The sequence below is a fragment of the Mesorhizobium sp. genome (assembly GCF_965229135.1).
In the GTDB taxonomy this organism is placed as follows: domain Bacteria; phylum Pseudomonadota; class Alphaproteobacteria; order Rhizobiales; family Rhizobiaceae; genus Mesorhizobium.
On the sequence record NZ_OZ245860.1, the window covers coordinates 3,270,722 to 3,285,377 of the forward strand.

The 14,656-nt window shown below is 61.7% G+C and carries 14 protein-coding genes; 3 read left to right on the top strand and 11 right to left on the bottom strand.

From position 1 onward, the window contains the following. Positions 1 to 4 precede the first annotated feature (4 nt). Positions 5 to 706: a response regulator transcription factor gene (locus tag ACO07C_RS15450; RefSeq protein WP_010912942.1), complete on the bottom strand. Its 702-nt coding sequence runs from the start codon at positions 704 to 706 to the stop codon at positions 5 to 7. A gap of 341 nt (positions 707 to 1,047) precedes the next feature. Here ACO07C_RS15450 and ACO07C_RS15455 point away from each other — a divergent pair, with 341 nt between their 5' ends. The 3 genes from ACO07C_RS15455 (at position 1,048) to ACO07C_RS15465 (ending at position 3,891) form a co-directional block, all read left to right on the top strand. Next, positions 1,048 to 2,658, top strand: coding sequence for a phosphoenolpyruvate carboxykinase (locus ACO07C_RS15455; RefSeq protein WP_421915024.1), 1,611 nt, complete (start codon positions 1,048 to 1,050; stop codon positions 2,656 to 2,658). Positions 2,659 to 2,743: 85 nt separating this feature from the next. Beyond that, the gene (arfB, locus tag ACO07C_RS15460) at positions 2,744 to 3,181 is read left to right on the top strand and encodes an alternative ribosome rescue aminoacyl-tRNA hydrolase ArfB (protein ID WP_421915025.1); all 438 of its coding nucleotides are present in this window, start codon (positions 2,744 to 2,746) and stop codon (positions 3,179 to 3,181) included. Between the two features lie 86 nt (positions 3,182 to 3,267). Next, positions 3,268 to 3,891, top strand: a complete 624-nt coding sequence (locus ACO07C_RS15465) for an alpha-ketoglutarate-dependent dioxygenase AlkB family protein (protein WP_421915026.1) — start codon at positions 3,268 to 3,270, stop codon at positions 3,889 to 3,891. On the opposite strand, the gene ACO07C_RS15470 is transcribed toward ACO07C_RS15465, so the two are convergent. The 10 genes from ACO07C_RS15470 to hisA form a co-directional block, all read right to left on the bottom strand. Further along, positions 3,888 to 5,462: a hypothetical protein gene (locus ACO07C_RS15470; protein ID WP_421915027.1), complete on the bottom strand. Its 1,575-nt coding sequence runs from the start codon at positions 5,460 to 5,462 to the stop codon at positions 3,888 to 3,890. The genes ACO07C_RS15465 and ACO07C_RS15470 overlap by 4 nt on opposite strands. A gap of 332 nt (positions 5,463 to 5,794) precedes the next feature. Beyond that, on the bottom strand, positions 5,795 to 7,345 hold the full coding sequence (locus tag ACO07C_RS15475; RefSeq protein ID WP_421915028.1) for a hypothetical protein: 1,551 nt from the start codon (positions 7,343 to 7,345) through the stop codon (positions 5,795 to 5,797). Next, positions 7,345 to 8,955 carry a hypothetical protein gene (locus ACO07C_RS15480; RefSeq protein ID WP_421915029.1) on the bottom strand — a complete coding sequence of 537 codons (1,611 nt, stop codon included), beginning with the start codon at positions 8,953 to 8,955 and terminating at the stop codon, positions 7,345 to 7,347. Before ACO07C_RS15480 ends, ACO07C_RS15475 begins: the two co-directional genes overlap by 1 nt. A gap of 150 nt (positions 8,956 to 9,105) precedes the next feature. Further along, positions 9,106 to 9,795 carry a class I SAM-dependent methyltransferase gene (locus tag ACO07C_RS15485; RefSeq protein ID WP_421915030.1) on the bottom strand — a complete coding sequence of 230 codons (690 nt, stop codon included), beginning with the start codon at positions 9,793 to 9,795 and terminating at the stop codon, positions 9,106 to 9,108. Further along, positions 9,795 to 10,832 carry a glycosyltransferase family 2 protein gene (locus ACO07C_RS15490; protein WP_421915031.1) on the bottom strand — a complete coding sequence of 346 codons (1,038 nt, stop codon included), beginning with the start codon at positions 10,830 to 10,832 and terminating at the stop codon, positions 9,795 to 9,797. The genes ACO07C_RS15485 and ACO07C_RS15490 overlap by 1 nt, the downstream gene beginning before the upstream one ends. 74 nt (positions 10,833 to 10,906) lie before the next feature. Next, positions 10,907 to 11,866 (bottom strand): type I pantothenate kinase, encoded by a 960-nt coding sequence (coaA, locus tag ACO07C_RS15495; protein ID WP_421915032.1) that lies wholly within the window; start codon positions 11,864 to 11,866, stop codon positions 10,907 to 10,909. A gap of 21 nt (positions 11,867 to 11,887) precedes the next feature. After that, positions 11,888 to 12,211 (bottom strand): phosphoribosyl-ATP diphosphatase, encoded by a 324-nt coding sequence (locus ACO07C_RS15500; protein ID WP_421915033.1) that lies wholly within the window; start codon positions 12,209 to 12,211, stop codon positions 11,888 to 11,890. Between the two features lie 69 nt (positions 12,212 to 12,280). Continuing rightward, positions 12,281 to 13,075 (bottom strand): imidazole glycerol phosphate synthase subunit HisF, encoded by a 795-nt coding sequence (gene hisF / locus ACO07C_RS15505; RefSeq protein WP_421915034.1) that lies wholly within the window; start codon positions 13,073 to 13,075, stop codon positions 12,281 to 12,283. After that, the gene (locus ACO07C_RS15510) at positions 13,072 to 13,908 is read right to left on the bottom strand and encodes an arginase family protein (RefSeq protein ID WP_421915035.1); all 837 of its coding nucleotides are present in this window, start codon (positions 13,906 to 13,908) and stop codon (positions 13,072 to 13,074) included. The genes hisF and ACO07C_RS15510 overlap by 4 nt, the downstream gene beginning before the upstream one ends. Continuing rightward, entirely contained in the window at positions 13,905 to 14,654 is a 750-nt protein-coding gene (gene hisA, locus ACO07C_RS15515) for a 1-(5-phosphoribosyl)-5-[(5-phosphoribosylamino)methylideneamino]imidazole-4-carboxamide isomerase (protein ID WP_421915036.1), read from the bottom strand. The genes ACO07C_RS15510 and hisA overlap by 4 nt, the downstream gene beginning before the upstream one ends. Between the last annotated feature and the right edge of the window lie 2 nt (positions 14,655 to 14,656).

A 14,656-nucleotide genomic window follows, 5' to 3' on the forward strand; every position in this document is an offset into this window, starting at 1 on the left:
CGCGTCATGCTTCGCGGAACCGGTATCCGACTCCGTAGAGGGTTTCGATCATTTCAAAGTCATCGTCGACGGCCTTGAACTTCTTGCGCAGCCGCTTGATGTGGCTGTCGATGGTGCGGTCGTCGACATAGACCTGCTCATCATAGGCCGAATCCATCAGCGCATCACGGCTTTTTACGACACCGGGACGCTGCGCCAGCGAATGCAGGATCAGGAACTCGGTGACGGTGAGCGTCACCGGCTCGCCCTTCCAGGTACAGGTATGACGTTCCTGGTCCATGACAAGCTGGCCACGCTCGAGCGAACGCGCCTGCTGGCTGGGCGCCTTGGCCGCGGCCTCGCGAGCGCTGGCACGGCGCAGCACGGCGCGGACGCGCTCGACCAGGAGCCGCTGCGAGAATGGTTTGCGGATGAAGTCGTCGGCGCCCATCTTGAGGCCGAAAAGCTCGTCGATCTCATCATCCTTCGAGGTCAGGAAGATCACCGGAAGGTCGGACTTCTGGCGCATCCGGCGCAGCAGTTCCATGCCGTCCATGCGTGGCATCTTGATGTCGAGGATGGCGAGATTCGGTGGACGCGCCGCCAGGCCTTCCAGCGCAGACGCACCATCCGTGTATGTTTCGACGCGATAGCCCTCCGATTCAAGAGCAATCGACACCGACGTCAGAATGTTGCGGTCGTCATCGACAAGCGCGATCGTTGCCATTTCAAGCGGCTCCCTCATGAGCTGTCCCTTCTTTCGTCGAGAAGGGGCTTTTGCAGGACAAATTAGGTACAAAATGTGGCATAGGCGTCTACCGCTGTCACGAGCGGCATGGCGGCGGCCACAAACGCACCTCTACATGGATCGGACGAATAAACGCTGCCAATCCTTTGGGCAACCACCGGACTTTTCGCACATATAAACGATTTAAACAACTTTCAAATTTTTTAAATCGATTAATGATTTGATATCATTCGTCTTTTCTGGTTCTGACCCTTCCAGCCCCTCGGTGGGCCGCCGGGAATTCGCCGGCAAGATGCGGCAAATCGAAGAAGGAACACTTGATGTCGGAAGCCGGCAAACGCAATTCCGCCTGTGGGATCGACAAGATCGGCCTGAAGACCACGGGCGTCGTGCGCTACAATTTCGGCGCGGCCGCGCTTTACGAGGAAGCGATCCGGCGCGACGAGGCCCGGCTGACCGCCCAGGGCGCGCTGATCGCCGAAACCGGCCAGCACACCGGCCGCTCTCCGAAGGACAAGTTCGTCGTCCGCGACGAGGCCACCGGCCCGCATGTGTGGTGGGACAACAACAAATCCATCACGCCGGCCCAGTTCGAAACGCTGCTCGCCGATTTCCGCGCCCATGCGGCCGACAAGGACCTTTACGTGCAGGATCTGGTCGGCGGCGCCGACGAGGAGCTGAAGCTGACGACACGGGTGATCACCGAGCTCGCCTGGCACTCCCTGTTCATCCGCAACCTGCTGATCCGCCCTGAGGCCGGCGAGCTCGAGCATTTCGTGCCGGAGATGACGATCATCGACCTGCCGTCGTTCCGGGCCGATCCAGCCCGCCACGGCAGCCGTGCCGAAACGATCATTGCCGTCGATCTTTCGCGCAAGATCGTGCTGATCGGCGGCACCTCCTATGCCGGCGAGATGAAGAAGTCGGTGTTCACCATGCTGAACTATCTGTTGCCGGCCAAGGGCGTGATGCCGATGCATTGCTCGGCCAATGAAGGCGACAAGGGCGACGCGGCCATCTTCTTCGGCCTTTCGGGAACCGGCAAGACGACGCTGTCGGCCGATCCGTCGCGAACGCTGGTCGGTGACGACGAGCATGGCTGGGGTCCGCACGGCATCTTCAACTTCGAAGGCGGCTGCTACGCCAAGACGATCAAGCTTTCGGCGGAAGCCGAACCGGAAATCTTCGCCACCACGCAGCGTTTCGGCACGGTGCTGGAAAACGTGATCCTTGACGACAACCGCGTGCCGGATTTCAACGATGGCCGGCTGACGGAAAACACGCGCTGCGCCTATCCGCTGGATTTCATCCCCAATGCCAGCAAGACGGGCCGAGCCAATCATCCGAAGAACATCATCATGCTCACCGCCGACGCGTTCGGCGTGATGCCGCCGATCGCACGGCTGACCCCGGCGCAGGCCATGTACCATTTCCTGTCCGGCTACACGGCCAAGGTGGCCGGAACCGAAAAGGGCGTGACCGAACCCGAAGCGACGTTCTCGACCTGCTTCGGCGCGCCGTTCATGCCGCGCCATCCCTCGGAATACGGCAATCTGCTGCGCGAGCTCATTGCCCTCCATGGCGCCGATTGCTGGCTGGTCAACACCGGCTGGACCGGCGGCGCCTATGGCACCGGAAAGCGCATGCCGATCAAGGCGACGCGGGCGCTGCTTGCCGCGGCGCTCGACGGCTCGCTGAAGACCGCGGAATTCCGTACCGACGCCAATTTCGGATTCGAGGTGCCGACGGAGGTCCCCGGCGTCGATGGCGCCATCCTCGACCCCAGGTCGACCTGGGCCGACAAGGCAGCCTACGACCGGCAGGCAGCCAAGCTGGTCGGCATGTTCGCCAGCAACTTCGAAAAGTTCGAAAGCCACGTCGACGCCGCCGTGCTGGGCGCCGCGCCGGTCATGCGGGAAGCCGCCGAATAATCGTCCCCGGCAGCCAGCGGTTCACAGTGAGGCCCGGTTTCGATCGGGCCTTTTCTTTTTGCCGCCGCCGCGCCATGACTGCGCCATGAGTGCCGACGACATAATCACCATTGCCAATGACGCGGTCATCCACCCGAATGACCTGCATGAGGACTTCATTCGTTCCTCCGGGCCGGGCGGCCAAAATGTAAACAAGGTGGCGACCGCGGTGCAGTTGCGCTTCGACGCGGCCAATGCGCCGGGCCTGTCGGATCGCGTGCGCGAGCGGACCATAAAGCTGGCCGGCCAGCGCGCCACCAAGGACGGCGTCATCGTCATCGAGGCCGGGCGCTTCCGCACGCAGGAACAGAACCGGGCCGATGCACGGGCGCGGCTTACCGCGCTGGTCGCCAAGGCCGCCGAACCACCACCACCGCCGCGCAAGAAGACCAGGCCGTCGAAAGGCGCCGTCGAACGCCGGCTCAAGACGAAAGCTGGGCGTTCCACTGTGAAAAAGCTGCGCGGCAGGATCGGCGACGACTGAGGCGGGGCGGATGCCGTTTCGGGTCGTACGGCACATGACATCGTGGCATTATGCTCGTCCTGCCAATCGGAAACACTGACCAACCCATGCTCGTCCTGCCCAAAGGGGTCCGCCACATGCCAGGCTACTTGCGGCGTGCCGCGCAGGACGCGCTGGTCGAGGACGTAAGACGTGTCGTTCAGGACGCCCCGCTGTTCGTGCCGGCGATGCCGCGCACGGGCAAGGAGATGAGCGTGCGCATGACCAATTGCGGTTCGCTGGGCTGGGTTACGGACAAGGAACGTGGCTATCGCTACCAGCCGACGCACCCGCTGACGGGAATGCCCTGGCCGCCGATCCCGGAAGCTCTGCTGGAATTATGGCGGCAAGTGTCGGCCTATCCGCATCCGCCGGAAGCCTGCCTGGTCAATTTCTATACCGAGGACGCCAGGATGAGCCTGCATCAGGACCGCGACGAGACCGACCTCTCCGCGCCCGTGGTCTCGGTTTCGCTGGGCGACGACTGCCTTTTCCGGGTCGGCCAGACGACGCGCGAGGGCAGAACAAAATCGTTCAGGCTGAAGAGCGGAGACGTCGTCGTGCTCGGCGGCGAGGGCCGCCTGTGTTTCCACGGCGTCGACCGCATCTACCCATCCACCTCGGCTCTGCTCAGGAATGGCGGCCGGATCAATCTGACATTGCGGCGGGTAACACTGCCGCCATTGGCTTAGCCGGTCGGCTGCAGGCCAGGACGAACATAGTCCTTGCGAAGATAGACGCGCCGGTAGCCATCCTCGGCAAGCAAACGGTAGCGGGCCAGCATGGCGCCGAAGCCAAATTGCTCCATCAACTGGCTTGTCCAGGGGCCATCATCCTTCTTCAAGAGAATGATATCGGGACGAAGCCGCTCAAATTCCTGGCGCTTGTTCTCGGCGTACCGCGCCATGATCGTCCTGTAGTGGGCGGCCTTGGCGACATCGCCCGAACGCAGGGCCCGCAGGTACAGATCCATCGCGAACCCTCCAACCCAATCGCAGACATCGGCCGAAACGAACTGCCCGCCGATCATCCGGCTCAGGGGATGTCCCGTGTCCAGATCCGGGCTGATCGCGGCAACGCTGGGCCGGTCGGTCGTGGCGCGTATGGCGGCGACGAGTGCAGCGTCCGGCTTCTGAGTACCCCAGTTCATGACGAAGGCAATCATGACGGCCAGCGCGATCAGAGCTCGCGGAGGTGCGGCCAGGCGCGAGAGCAGCCCGGCCGATTGGCGGCCGCTTCGCGGCAAGGAGAGCAGGCAGAGATTGGCCGCAACGGCGTAGAAAAGCATGGGATAGGCGTGATAAGCCCAGCCCTTGGCCTGGTAGAACAGGGGAAACAAGCCGGCAAACGACGCCGCCAGCGCGACTGCGGCCAATTCCGGGAAACGCCCGACAGGCCAGGACCACCACGCCAGGAACACAAGGAAAAGCCAGGCAGAAGCATAGTATGCCATGACTGACGCCGGAGCGGTGCCTTGCGCATAGAGTTCCACCAGCAGCGGATAGATATCGCGCAGATATTCCGGATGGAGCTGGATGACCGCTCCCAGATAGGCGACGCAAACGGTGCCGATCACCCAGTGCTCAACAGCGAAGATTGGTTTCAGGCTGCGCCGATGCATTGCGACAAGCACCGCGGACGCCAGCACCATAACCGCATAGTAGGGCTTGACCAGCACCAACATGCTTCCCGACAGACCGGCAAGTGCGGCCAAACCAAAGCTCGGTTGCGTTTGAGCGTCCTGGCGCGCTCGCCACGCATGCAGCGCCAGCAGCGGCATGAACAGCGCAACACCGAAGTGCTCACGCTCGCTGAAGACGTTGCCCGGAAAGATCACCAGCATCGCATAGAAGGCCGGACCCAAGGCAAGCAGCGAAGCCGTTTCGGGGAAACCCGCGCGTTTGACGATTGCCCCGGAGAACCAGACAGCGATCAACGCCGTCAGGTAGACCCAGGCCTGGACAAGGATTTCAGGGGCAATGCCGAGCATCCTGGCAGTGGCCACCGGGGGCAAATAGAGCCATACGCTGAAAGGGGGATTGGGCTCATGTAGCTGGCCATAGAGCCGCTCGCCCGAAAGCATCCGCTCACAGACCGTAATCAGCCAACTCGTGTCTGGAATCGTGCCCCATCGCAGTTGAAAGAAGATGGAAATGACCGTGATTGCGATCAGCGTAACAAGATTTCGGTTGGCCAGCAGCGATGCCGCCAACCTCTGATCGGTCTGGCGGCCCTGTGCTCCAAGATCATTGGCGAGGCTCACCATGCTCCCCTGCCGCCGGGCCCTTATTGCCGCGTGTTGCCGAGAATGCCATCCCGAGGCGTCCTCACGGTCCACGTGACAGTCTTTTACTCCGTGGTATCACGCAGATACCTATAATTCATGTGTAAAATGTTCCTTAAATCGATCCTGAGAAGCATCTTACGTAATTCTCCCGTCCTCGGTGAAACGCCATCCATGAAATCCGAAGTTTAATGCGCAACGGATGGTCCGGCCGATAGCGGGACGCCCTGGTAGAACATTCCGCCTATCCATCGACTACGGTTTTGTTCTGAAATGGCAGGAGAATCAATCTGATGCCACGCAGACGAATCTCAATTGTTGAGGACAACCTTACCGGAACCGTTGCGGAGGTAGACGCGAACATTCTGGTCTTCGGCCAATGTCCGATAATCATCCATAAACTTGGCGAAGTCATCCCGCTTCATCACCCGATCAACCCAGAAGGGGGCGGATTTCTGGACGAAGATCAGGTCGGGCTTCCCTGTCACGAACTCCTGAATCTTGGCGGTGAGAAAGTCGCGCTCCAAAGCGTCGTAATGCGCCGCGCGGTCCATATTGCCTTGTGCACGTTCCTGTCGCGCGAAAATGGCTGCGAAGTTGCCAAGCCAATCGCTGCAATAGGCGGATATCCATCGCCCCCCGATCATGCGGGTAAGTGGATGGCCTATTTCGATACCGGGGCCGATCTGGCCGACGGTTGGATGGTCGACGGCGGCATGTATGCTTGCAACGAAGTCTGGTCCAGACCTGGCGCCAATCAAGAAAGGTAGCCAGGATATCAAGATCACAACGGGCAGCAGGACCTTGTGCGCGATGTTCAGTCGTGGCGCATCGGGCGCGGTCGCTCGCTCGGTGGCGAGGCAAAGCACCGCCGCCACGACGAGGGCTACCGCCGGATATGCGTGGTATGCCCAACCTTTTCCCTGGTAGATCAATGGGAGAACGCTCGCTGCCGATGCGATCATCAGAACCGTCTCCATGGGAGACAGTGCGCGCCCGCCGCGCAACAGGAGGGCGGATCCGAACAACAATGTGAATATCCCACCATAAATGATGAAGATGGGGGAATACACCTTGTATCTCATGTACGTATCCGCGAGCCTCGGATAGACGTCGCGCAAGAATTCCGGATAAGCTAACAGTATCGCCGCCAGGTACCCCAGACAGACACCGCCAATGACCCAGTACTCGATGGCGAACAGCGGCTTTATGCTGCGTTGGCGCCAGGCGATCCAAAGGGCCGGTGCCAGGATGGTGAGCGCATAATAGGGTTTCACCAGAAGCATCACGCTGCCGGACAAACCAACCAAAGCGGCCAGCCACCACTCCGGCTTCGACGAGCCACCATGCGAGGCGCGCCAAGCCGTCAACACCAGAAGCGGCAAAAGCAGGGCGACGCCCAGATGCTCCCGTTCACTGAAACTGTTTCCTGGGAACAACACCAGCAGGGCCAAAAACGCAGGCATGAGGATAAGCAGGGCAGGGTTCTCTTGCAGCCGGGCGCGGCGCGCGACAAAAACAGCAAATCCAAGGCCGAAAAGACACACGGCATAGGCATAGGCGTGCACTATATATTCAGGAGCGACGCCAAGCTGTTTGGCGAGGTAAACAGCCGGCAGATACAGCCACACGGAGAAAGGCGGGTTGGTCTCGATCAAGTCGGCGTACAGGCGATCCCCGGCCAGCACGCGCTCGCACACCGTGATGATCCAGCTCGTGTCCGGAATGACGCCCCACCGTGCCTGCCAAAACGGCGCGACGGCCAGGGTGGCCAGACAGACGAACAGAACCAGCCGCACCCGGCCACGATCCGCCGCTACAAATCCGCCGCGCGCCGGCGCGGGTTCATTCAACACAGCCATTACGCGGCATTGCCATTTTGGCTACCGCCGCCATGCGGCGTTGCCAAGGATTCCCTGAGCTTCGGCCTCGCCACCTGCGTTCCGGCAAGGCTGGAAACCGGCACGACATCGTTGCGCACATAGACCGTTATCAACGGTTCCCTATACAGTACGCGATAGTCTTTCAATGAGGCGGCGACCCTCTCGTCCTTCAGCATCAGCGCATTCCAGGAGGGATTGTTCTCCAATCCAGACAGCACGATATCGGGCTTCTCGGTCTTTATCTCGAGGGCCTGTTCACCGATGATCCCATCGCGAATATCCTCCAGTCTCCGCCTTCGCTCCGTGTCGCTGGCGCCGCGGACAAGCATCTGCGCATTCACAACCGCCCAGGCGCCGGGGTAACGCGATATGTACCTGCCGCCGACCAGTCTGGTGAGGGGATAGGCAACCTGCATCTGGCCTGCGATCGATACGATCGTGGGGTTCTCAACCACATCGCGGATCGCCGCGACGGACCTCGTGATTGGCCCATTGTCGGTCGTCAACGCTGTATATTGCGCCCTGATTGTCATTTGCATCACCAGCACGCTGCCAAAGACCAGTGCGGCTTTGCGAACGATACTCGCGTCGTGCACCTTGCCAAACCGCAACACCTCGACGCCAAAAGCAAACATCGCAACGACGAGCATGGGCAACGCGTGATTTGGCCAGCCCTTGCCCATGATCAGGAAGGCCGGGACAAAGCCGAGCGCGCTCGCCAGCAAAATTCTCGTATCCCAATGCATGGCCCGCGGTCCGCCTGCCACGAGAACGATCGTGACGGCCAACAAGAGGACGATCTTCGGCCAGTTCGCAAGATTGTCGAGCAATGGGGCGTGCATGGGCAGATAGACGTCCCTGACCAAGGGGAGAGTCTCGCTGAAGTAGGAGCGATCAAAGATTGCGATCGAGGCTATGTAGGCCACGGTGATCAAGGCGCCGAGCAGATTTTCCAGGACGAACAGCGGCTTCAGCGAGCGTCGATGAAGCGCCAGGAAAAGCGAAGGCAGGATCAGCGCCAGCGCAAAATATGGCGGCTTCACCATGACCACGATGCCCGCACCCAGCCCCGCCAAGATGCGCTCGACACGCGATCCCGCCACGAAAACCGGCGTGCGTTGCCGCGCGCATTGCAGCGCCAGCCAGGGCAGGAGGGCGATCAGCGCGAAATGTTCGCGCTGGCCGAATTGATCGGGCAGAAAACACAGGATCAAAAACAGTGCGGCCGCCGCCATCCACAGAGCGCTGGAGCGCCGGTAGACCGCGTCGACACCCGCCATGATCCTGCCGGCAAGGATCAGGCTGGCAACGCCGAGACAGGCAACTCCCAGCGTCAGCCAAAACTCGGCGCCGATGCCTGTGAACCTCTCAAGCAGCATGAAGGGCATGTAGAGCCAGATCGAGAAGGGCGGATTGACCTCGAACATGTCCGTGTTGATCTGCTCCCCTTCCAGCAGCCGGTCACAAACGCTTAGAAGCCACGACACATCGACATTGGTCGGTATCGCGACGATCGAGAACCAGGCGGTGTAAGCCAGGACCATGCAGGCGAGCAGCAACGGCCCGGGATTCAGCCTGCCAGAGTTCAAGATGCGGCTCGATGACATGGCGATGGATTGTGAGCCAGGCATCACGGGAAGCCTGGTGGCCAACGACGGTTTCGTCGGCGAACGAAGTGGTTACACAGGTACGGATGGACACTCCGGCCGAAACCGGGCTCCGCTCGCCAGGCAGCCGTATCAGGCGCGCGCGCTGCAGGCATATTGGGCCCCGAACGGCAGTTTCGAAAGATGCCTTTCAACCGTGCGCAACGCGGAATGCTCGAAGGGAAACAGCAGGAAATGCTCCCTGGCGATTTCCGAAAACCCCTGAGCCTGGAAAAGGCTCTCGGCCGAACCAGGCCTGATCAGCACGGCGTCGGCGTCGAACGGACAGCGCAGCACGGCAAGCCGCGTCATCGGATTGAACGGGTTGTGCTCGATTATGCAGGCGACACCGCCTGGCCGCAGGATCCGCTTCATCTCGGAGAAGAAAGCCGGCCAATCGGCGGGCGGCACGTGATGGACCACGCAGATGGCGAATGCGAGATCGAAGCTGGCATCCGTGTAGGGAAGTTGCGGCCCTTCATAGGCGGAGTAATCAACCCAGGAATTGTCTTCGCGTGCCCGCGCGATGGATTCACTCGAAACGTCGCAGCCACTCAGTTCTGGAAGAAACGGCTTCAGAAAGGGATGAAGGGCACCCACGCCGCAGCCAACATCGAGAGCACGGATGGGCTCCTTCCCGCAAAGCCCGCGCTCGCCGACCAGCCTTGCCAGAAGGTCCGCCTTGGCTTTCAGGAAGAAATCATGTTTCAGCCCGGAAAAGCTGATCGAATCCTGCACCGCGTCATTGTATGTCGACCGGTAGGAATCGAATAGGTTTGCCATCAACCGAACTTTCTCTGTTCATTGACGGCCCTTGCAGCTTCTTCGCTGAGGCGTCCGGCATGGGCGGCTATCGTTTCTTCGAAGCCCGTCAGCCGGTCGATGACGTATAGCGGCCGCCGCTTCACTTCGGCATGAATGCCGCCGACATAGAGGCCGATCACTCCGGTCATGAACAGATTGATGCCCGAGAAGAAGGACACGATGACCACCGTCGACGCCCAGCCGTGAACGACGCCGGCATCGAAGAGCCAGGCGAATACGGCGAAAATCCCAAGGCAGGCGGCCATGCCGGAAATCGCCAGGCCGCCCCAAAGTGCGATGCGCAGCGGCTTTTCGGAGAAGCTGACGATGCCGTGAACGGCGAGCCGCAGCATCTTCCAGAACGGGTACTTGGTCTCGCCGGCCGCGCGCGCCGGGCGCTCGAATGGAACTGCTGTCTGCTTGAAGCCCATCCAGCCGAACATGCCGCGCACGAAGCGGTCGCGTTCCGGCATGCGTTTGAACGTCTCCAGGGCCTTGCGGCCGACAAGACGAAAATCGCCGACATCGCGCGGGATGGCGACCGATGTCATCTTTTCCATGAACCGGTAGAACAGGCTCGCTGTCGCGCGCTTGAAAAGCGTCTCGCCTTCCCGCTTGATCCTGCGGGCATAAACGATCTCGTAGCCTTCCTTCCACTTGGCGATCAGCTCGAGCACGACTTCGGGCGGGTCCTGCAGGTCGGCGTCCATGACGATCACGGCTTCGCCGGCGGCGGCATCCATGCCAGCCGAGATCGCGATCTGGTGGCCGAAATTGCGCGACAGTTCGATCAGTTTGAAGCGTGGTTCCTGGGCTACCATCCCCCGCAGGTAGATGACGCTGGTGTCGCTGCTGCCGTCGTCGACAAAGATGGCCTCGGCGTCCGCGTCCAGCGTGTCGAGCAGCATCGTGATGCGCCGGATGAGCAGCGGGAGGACTGCTTCCTCGTTGAAGATCGGAATAACCAGAGAATAGACCGCGCGTTCGCGACTTGCGGCATTGTTCGCATTGAACACAGGCTGCTCCCGACACCCGCTAAAATTGCATCGGAGACTAGCCGGGATTGCCTAAGGTGCCGTTAACCGCGTTGTTACAACTTCCTGAGTGCCACTTCCTCGACCAGATGGTCGGCGCCCTTGCGCAAGATGAGGTCGGCGCGGGCCCGCGTCGGCAGGATGTTCTCGCGCAAATTCTTCAGGTTGATGTTGGTCCAAAGGCTCTCGGCGATGGCGCGCGCCGAATCCTCCGACAGCTGCGAATAGCGGTGGAAGAAGGAGTCCGGGTCGCGGAAGGCGGTTTCGCGCAGTCGCATGAAGCGGGAAATATACCAGTTATGGATCAGCTTCTCGTCGGCATCGATATAGATCGCGAAATCGAAGAAGTCGGACAGGAAGGGCACGATCTTGCCGTCATGCGGCAGCTTGCCCGGCTGCAGGACATTGATGCCTTCGAAAATCAGGATATCCGGCCGGTCGATGGTGACGAACTCGCCGGGAATGACGTCATAGGTCAGATGCGAATAGACGGGAGCACGGACGCTGCTCTGCGCCGATTTGATGCCCGAGAGGAAACGCAGCAGCGCGCCGACATCATAGCTGTCGGGAAAGCCCTTGCGCTCCATGAGGTTTTCGCGGCGCAGCACCTCGTTGGGCAGCAGGAAGCCGTCGGTGGTGATGAGATCGACCTTGGGGCTCGACGGCCATCGCGCCAGAAGCTCCTTAAGCACGCGGGCCGTGGTCGACTTGCCGACCGCCACCGAACCGGCGATGCCGATGATGAACGGCGTCTTGACGATATCGACGGCGTTGAAAAAGGCCTGGCGCTGCCGAAACAGAAGCTGGCTTGCCTCGACATGGGCGGACAGGAGCCGCGACAGCGAGAGATAGATGCGCTTGACCTCCTCGAGGTCGACCGGGTCGTTGAGCGACCGCAAGCGGCGGAACTCGTCCTCGCTCAGGGTCAGCGGCGTATCGGCACGGAAGTGCGACCACTGCTCGGCCGAGAAGAAACGGAAGGGCGAATATTTCTCGGTTGGAGCGAGCTGGTCCATCGAGTTCCTACCTCCCCGCGATCAGCCCCGCGGCCGGGACGCCTTCTCGGCGATGCCCGAACGCGCGGTACGGCCTTCGAGCTCCCTGAGCACATCGCTCAAGGGAATGCCGGCTATGCCGAGGACGACGAGCCAATGATATATGAGATCGGCACTTTCCGAAACGAGGCCCTGCCTGTCGCCCTTGACGGCGGCAATCACCGTTTCGACCGCCTCTTCGCCAAGCTTCTGCGCCGCCTTGTCGATGCCACGCGCGAATAGCTTTGCCGTCCATGAATCCGGATCTCCGGAATGCGCGCGTTCGCCAACGATTTTTTCCAGATCGGACAGTGAAAACTCGGTCATGGCCTCATCTATCTGCTTGTTTAAGCATGATCTTTTCCGAAAATCGGTTCCCGCTCCTCGGGATAATGCTTAAGACCGATTACCCAGCGAGTCCAGCCGCATCGGCAACCCGGCATCGGCCATATGCATCTTGGCCTGCGCGATGGTGTAGGTGCCGAAATGGAAGATGGAGGCTGCCAGAACCGCGCCGGCATGGCCGTCACGAATGCCTTCGACTAGGTGGTCGAGCGTACCGACTCCGCCGGATGCGATGACGGGCGCCCGCACGGCATCGGCGACCGCGCGGGTGAGAGCGATGTCGTAGCCGGCCTTGGTGCCGTCCCGGTCCATGGACGTCAAAAGGATTTCGCCGGCGCCGCGTTCGACCATCCGGTGCGCGAATTCGACCGCATCGATGCCGGTCTTCTCGCGCCCGCCATGGGTGAAGATCTCCCAGCGGTCAACCTCACTGGGGCCGGACACTTTCTTGGCGTCGATGGCGACGACGATGCACTGGTTGCCGAACTTGTCGGCGGCCTCCGCCACGAAATCCGGGTTCTTCACCGCCGCCGTGTTGATCGACACCTTGTCGGCTCCGGCCAAGAGCAGCTTCCTGATGTCGGCGACCTGGCGCACGCCGCCGCCGACGGTCAACGGCATGAAGCACTGCTCCGCCGTGCGGGCGACGACATCGAAAATGGTTTCGCGGTTGTCGGACGAGGCGGTGATGTCGAGAAAGCAGAGTTCGTCGGCACCGGCGGCGTCGTAGGCGCTGGCCGCCTCGACCGGATCCCCGGCATCGATCAGATCGACGAAATTGACCCCCTTGACGACGCGGCCGTTCTTGACGTCGAGACAGGGGATGACGCGTGCCTTCAACATCACCGAGCCTCTATTGTCGTGAGCAGATCGTTCAGCAACTCACCGACCAGCGGCGGAACGTCGGCCTGTGCGTCGAATGCCGGGTCATAGGCGGAAATGGTGATGCCAACCAGCGGTGCTGAAAGCGCCATGCCGCAGACCGCCTGGCGCAACTGGTCCGGGGCCGGGCCGCCGGGATCGGCGTAACGGTTGGCCTGGAGCTTTTCGGGGTCATGGACATCGAGGTCGATATGCAGGTGCACCCGCTTCGCGCCCGCGGCAGTCAGCCTTTCAGCTGAGCTTGCCGCATTGGGGCACTCCGTGCGTATGACCGGCAAGCTCGCCAGCAACTGCGTTTCCGCCGGGTCGAGGTCGCGCGCGTTGACCAGCACGCAGCGGGAGGGATCAATCGGCTGGAAGCCCGGAATAGCCTTGGCCATCGGGCGCCAGCATAGCCCCAGAACGGTCGCCAACGCCATGCCGTCGAGAAAGCCGGTCGTGGAGGTCTCCGGCGTGTTGAGGTCGCCATGCTGGTCGGCCCAGATGATCCCGTCCGCGCCTTCGCCCGCGACCGCACCGGCTGATGTCAGGCAATTTCCGGCGAGAACGATAGGAAACCGGCCCCTGTCGCGGGCAATGCGGACCTCGCCCGACACGGCATTGCAGACCGCGAAGCCGGTGGCGATTTCGCGCTCCTGCCCATCGCCCAACCTGCCGATGTCCTCGACGACAACCTCGTGGCCGGCAAGCGTCAAGGCTTCGACCAGGCCGCCAGCGATGAGCGCATCCGGCCCCTGGCCGCAGCCGCCGTGATAGTGACCGCTGTCATAGGACGCGAGGATGATGGAGATTTTCATGGCCTCGCCTCCGGCACGGACCCACCGCGCAGAATCGCCAGCGCTTCCTCCGGATCGATGCGCCCGTCATAGAGCGCTCGGCCGGAGATCGCGCCCTCCAGCCGTTGCGCATCGGGCATGGTCATGCGCACGATATCGGCGATCGAGGCGAGTCCGCCGGAAGCGATGACGGGAATCGACACCGCCTCGGCGAGACCGATGGTGGCTTCCCAGTTGATACCGCTCAGCACGCCGTCGCGGTCGATGTCGGTGTAGATGATGGCGGCGACGCCGGCACCCTCGAATTTTTTCGCCAGTTCGATGACGCCGAGGCTCGACGCTTCGGCCCAGCCCTCGACGGCGACCTTGCCGCCCTTGGCGTCGATGCCGACGGCGATCTTGCCGGGAAATGCCTTGCAGGCCTGCTTGACCAGATCGGGATCGCGCACGGCGACGGTGCCGAGGATGACGCGGGCAAGGCCGCGATCGAGCCAGTCCTCGATCTGCGGCAAGGTACGGATGCCGCCGCCAAGCTGCACAGGATTCTTCGTCGCCTTGAGGATGGCGCCGACCGCCGCGCTGTTGACGCTCTGGCCCTTGAACGCGCCGTTGAGGTCGACGACATGCAGCCACTCGAAGCCCTGTTCCTCAAAGGCCCTGGCCTGGGCGGCGGGATCGTCATTGTAGATGGTCGCCGTGGCCATGTCGCCGTGCTTCAGCCGCACGCATTGGCCGTCCTTGAGATCTATGGCGGGGAAAAGGATCATCC

Bases quoted from the DNA above. Each gene is read 5' to 3' on its own strand.
- ACO07C_RS15450 (WP_010912942.1), bottom strand. From the start codon at position 706: ATGGCAACGATCGCGCTTGTCGATGACGACCGCAACATTCTGACGTCG.
- ACO07C_RS15455 (WP_421915024.1), top strand. From the start codon at position 1,048: ATGTCGGAAGCCGGCAAACGCAATTCCGCCTGTGGGATCGACAAGATC.
- arfB (WP_421915025.1), top strand. From the start codon at position 2,744: ATGAGTGCCGACGACATAATCACCATTGCCAATGACGCGGTCATCCAC.
- ACO07C_RS15465 (WP_421915026.1), top strand. From the start codon at position 3,268: ATGCTCGTCCTGCCCAAAGGGGTCCGCCACATGCCAGGCTACTTGCGG.
- ACO07C_RS15475 (WP_421915028.1), bottom strand. From the start codon at position 7,345: ATGGCTGTGTTGAATGAACCCGCGCCGGCGCGCGGCGGATTTGTAGCG.
- ACO07C_RS15485 (WP_421915030.1), bottom strand. From the start codon at position 9,795: ATGGCAAACCTATTCGATTCCTACCGGTCGACATACAATGACGCGGTG.
- coaA (WP_421915032.1), bottom strand. From the start codon at position 11,866: ATGGACCAGCTCGCTCCAACCGAGAAATATTCGCCCTTCCGTTTCTTC.
- ACO07C_RS15500 (WP_421915033.1), bottom strand. From the start codon at position 12,211: ATGACCGAGTTTTCACTGTCCGATCTGGAAAAAATCGTTGGCGAACGC.
- ACO07C_RS15510 (WP_421915035.1), bottom strand. From the start codon at position 13,908: ATGAAAATCTCCATCATCCTCGCGTCCTATGACAGCGGTCACTATCAC.
- hisA (WP_421915036.1), bottom strand. From the start codon at position 14,654: ATGATCCTTTTCCCCGCCATAGATCTCAAGGACGGCCAATGCGTGCGG.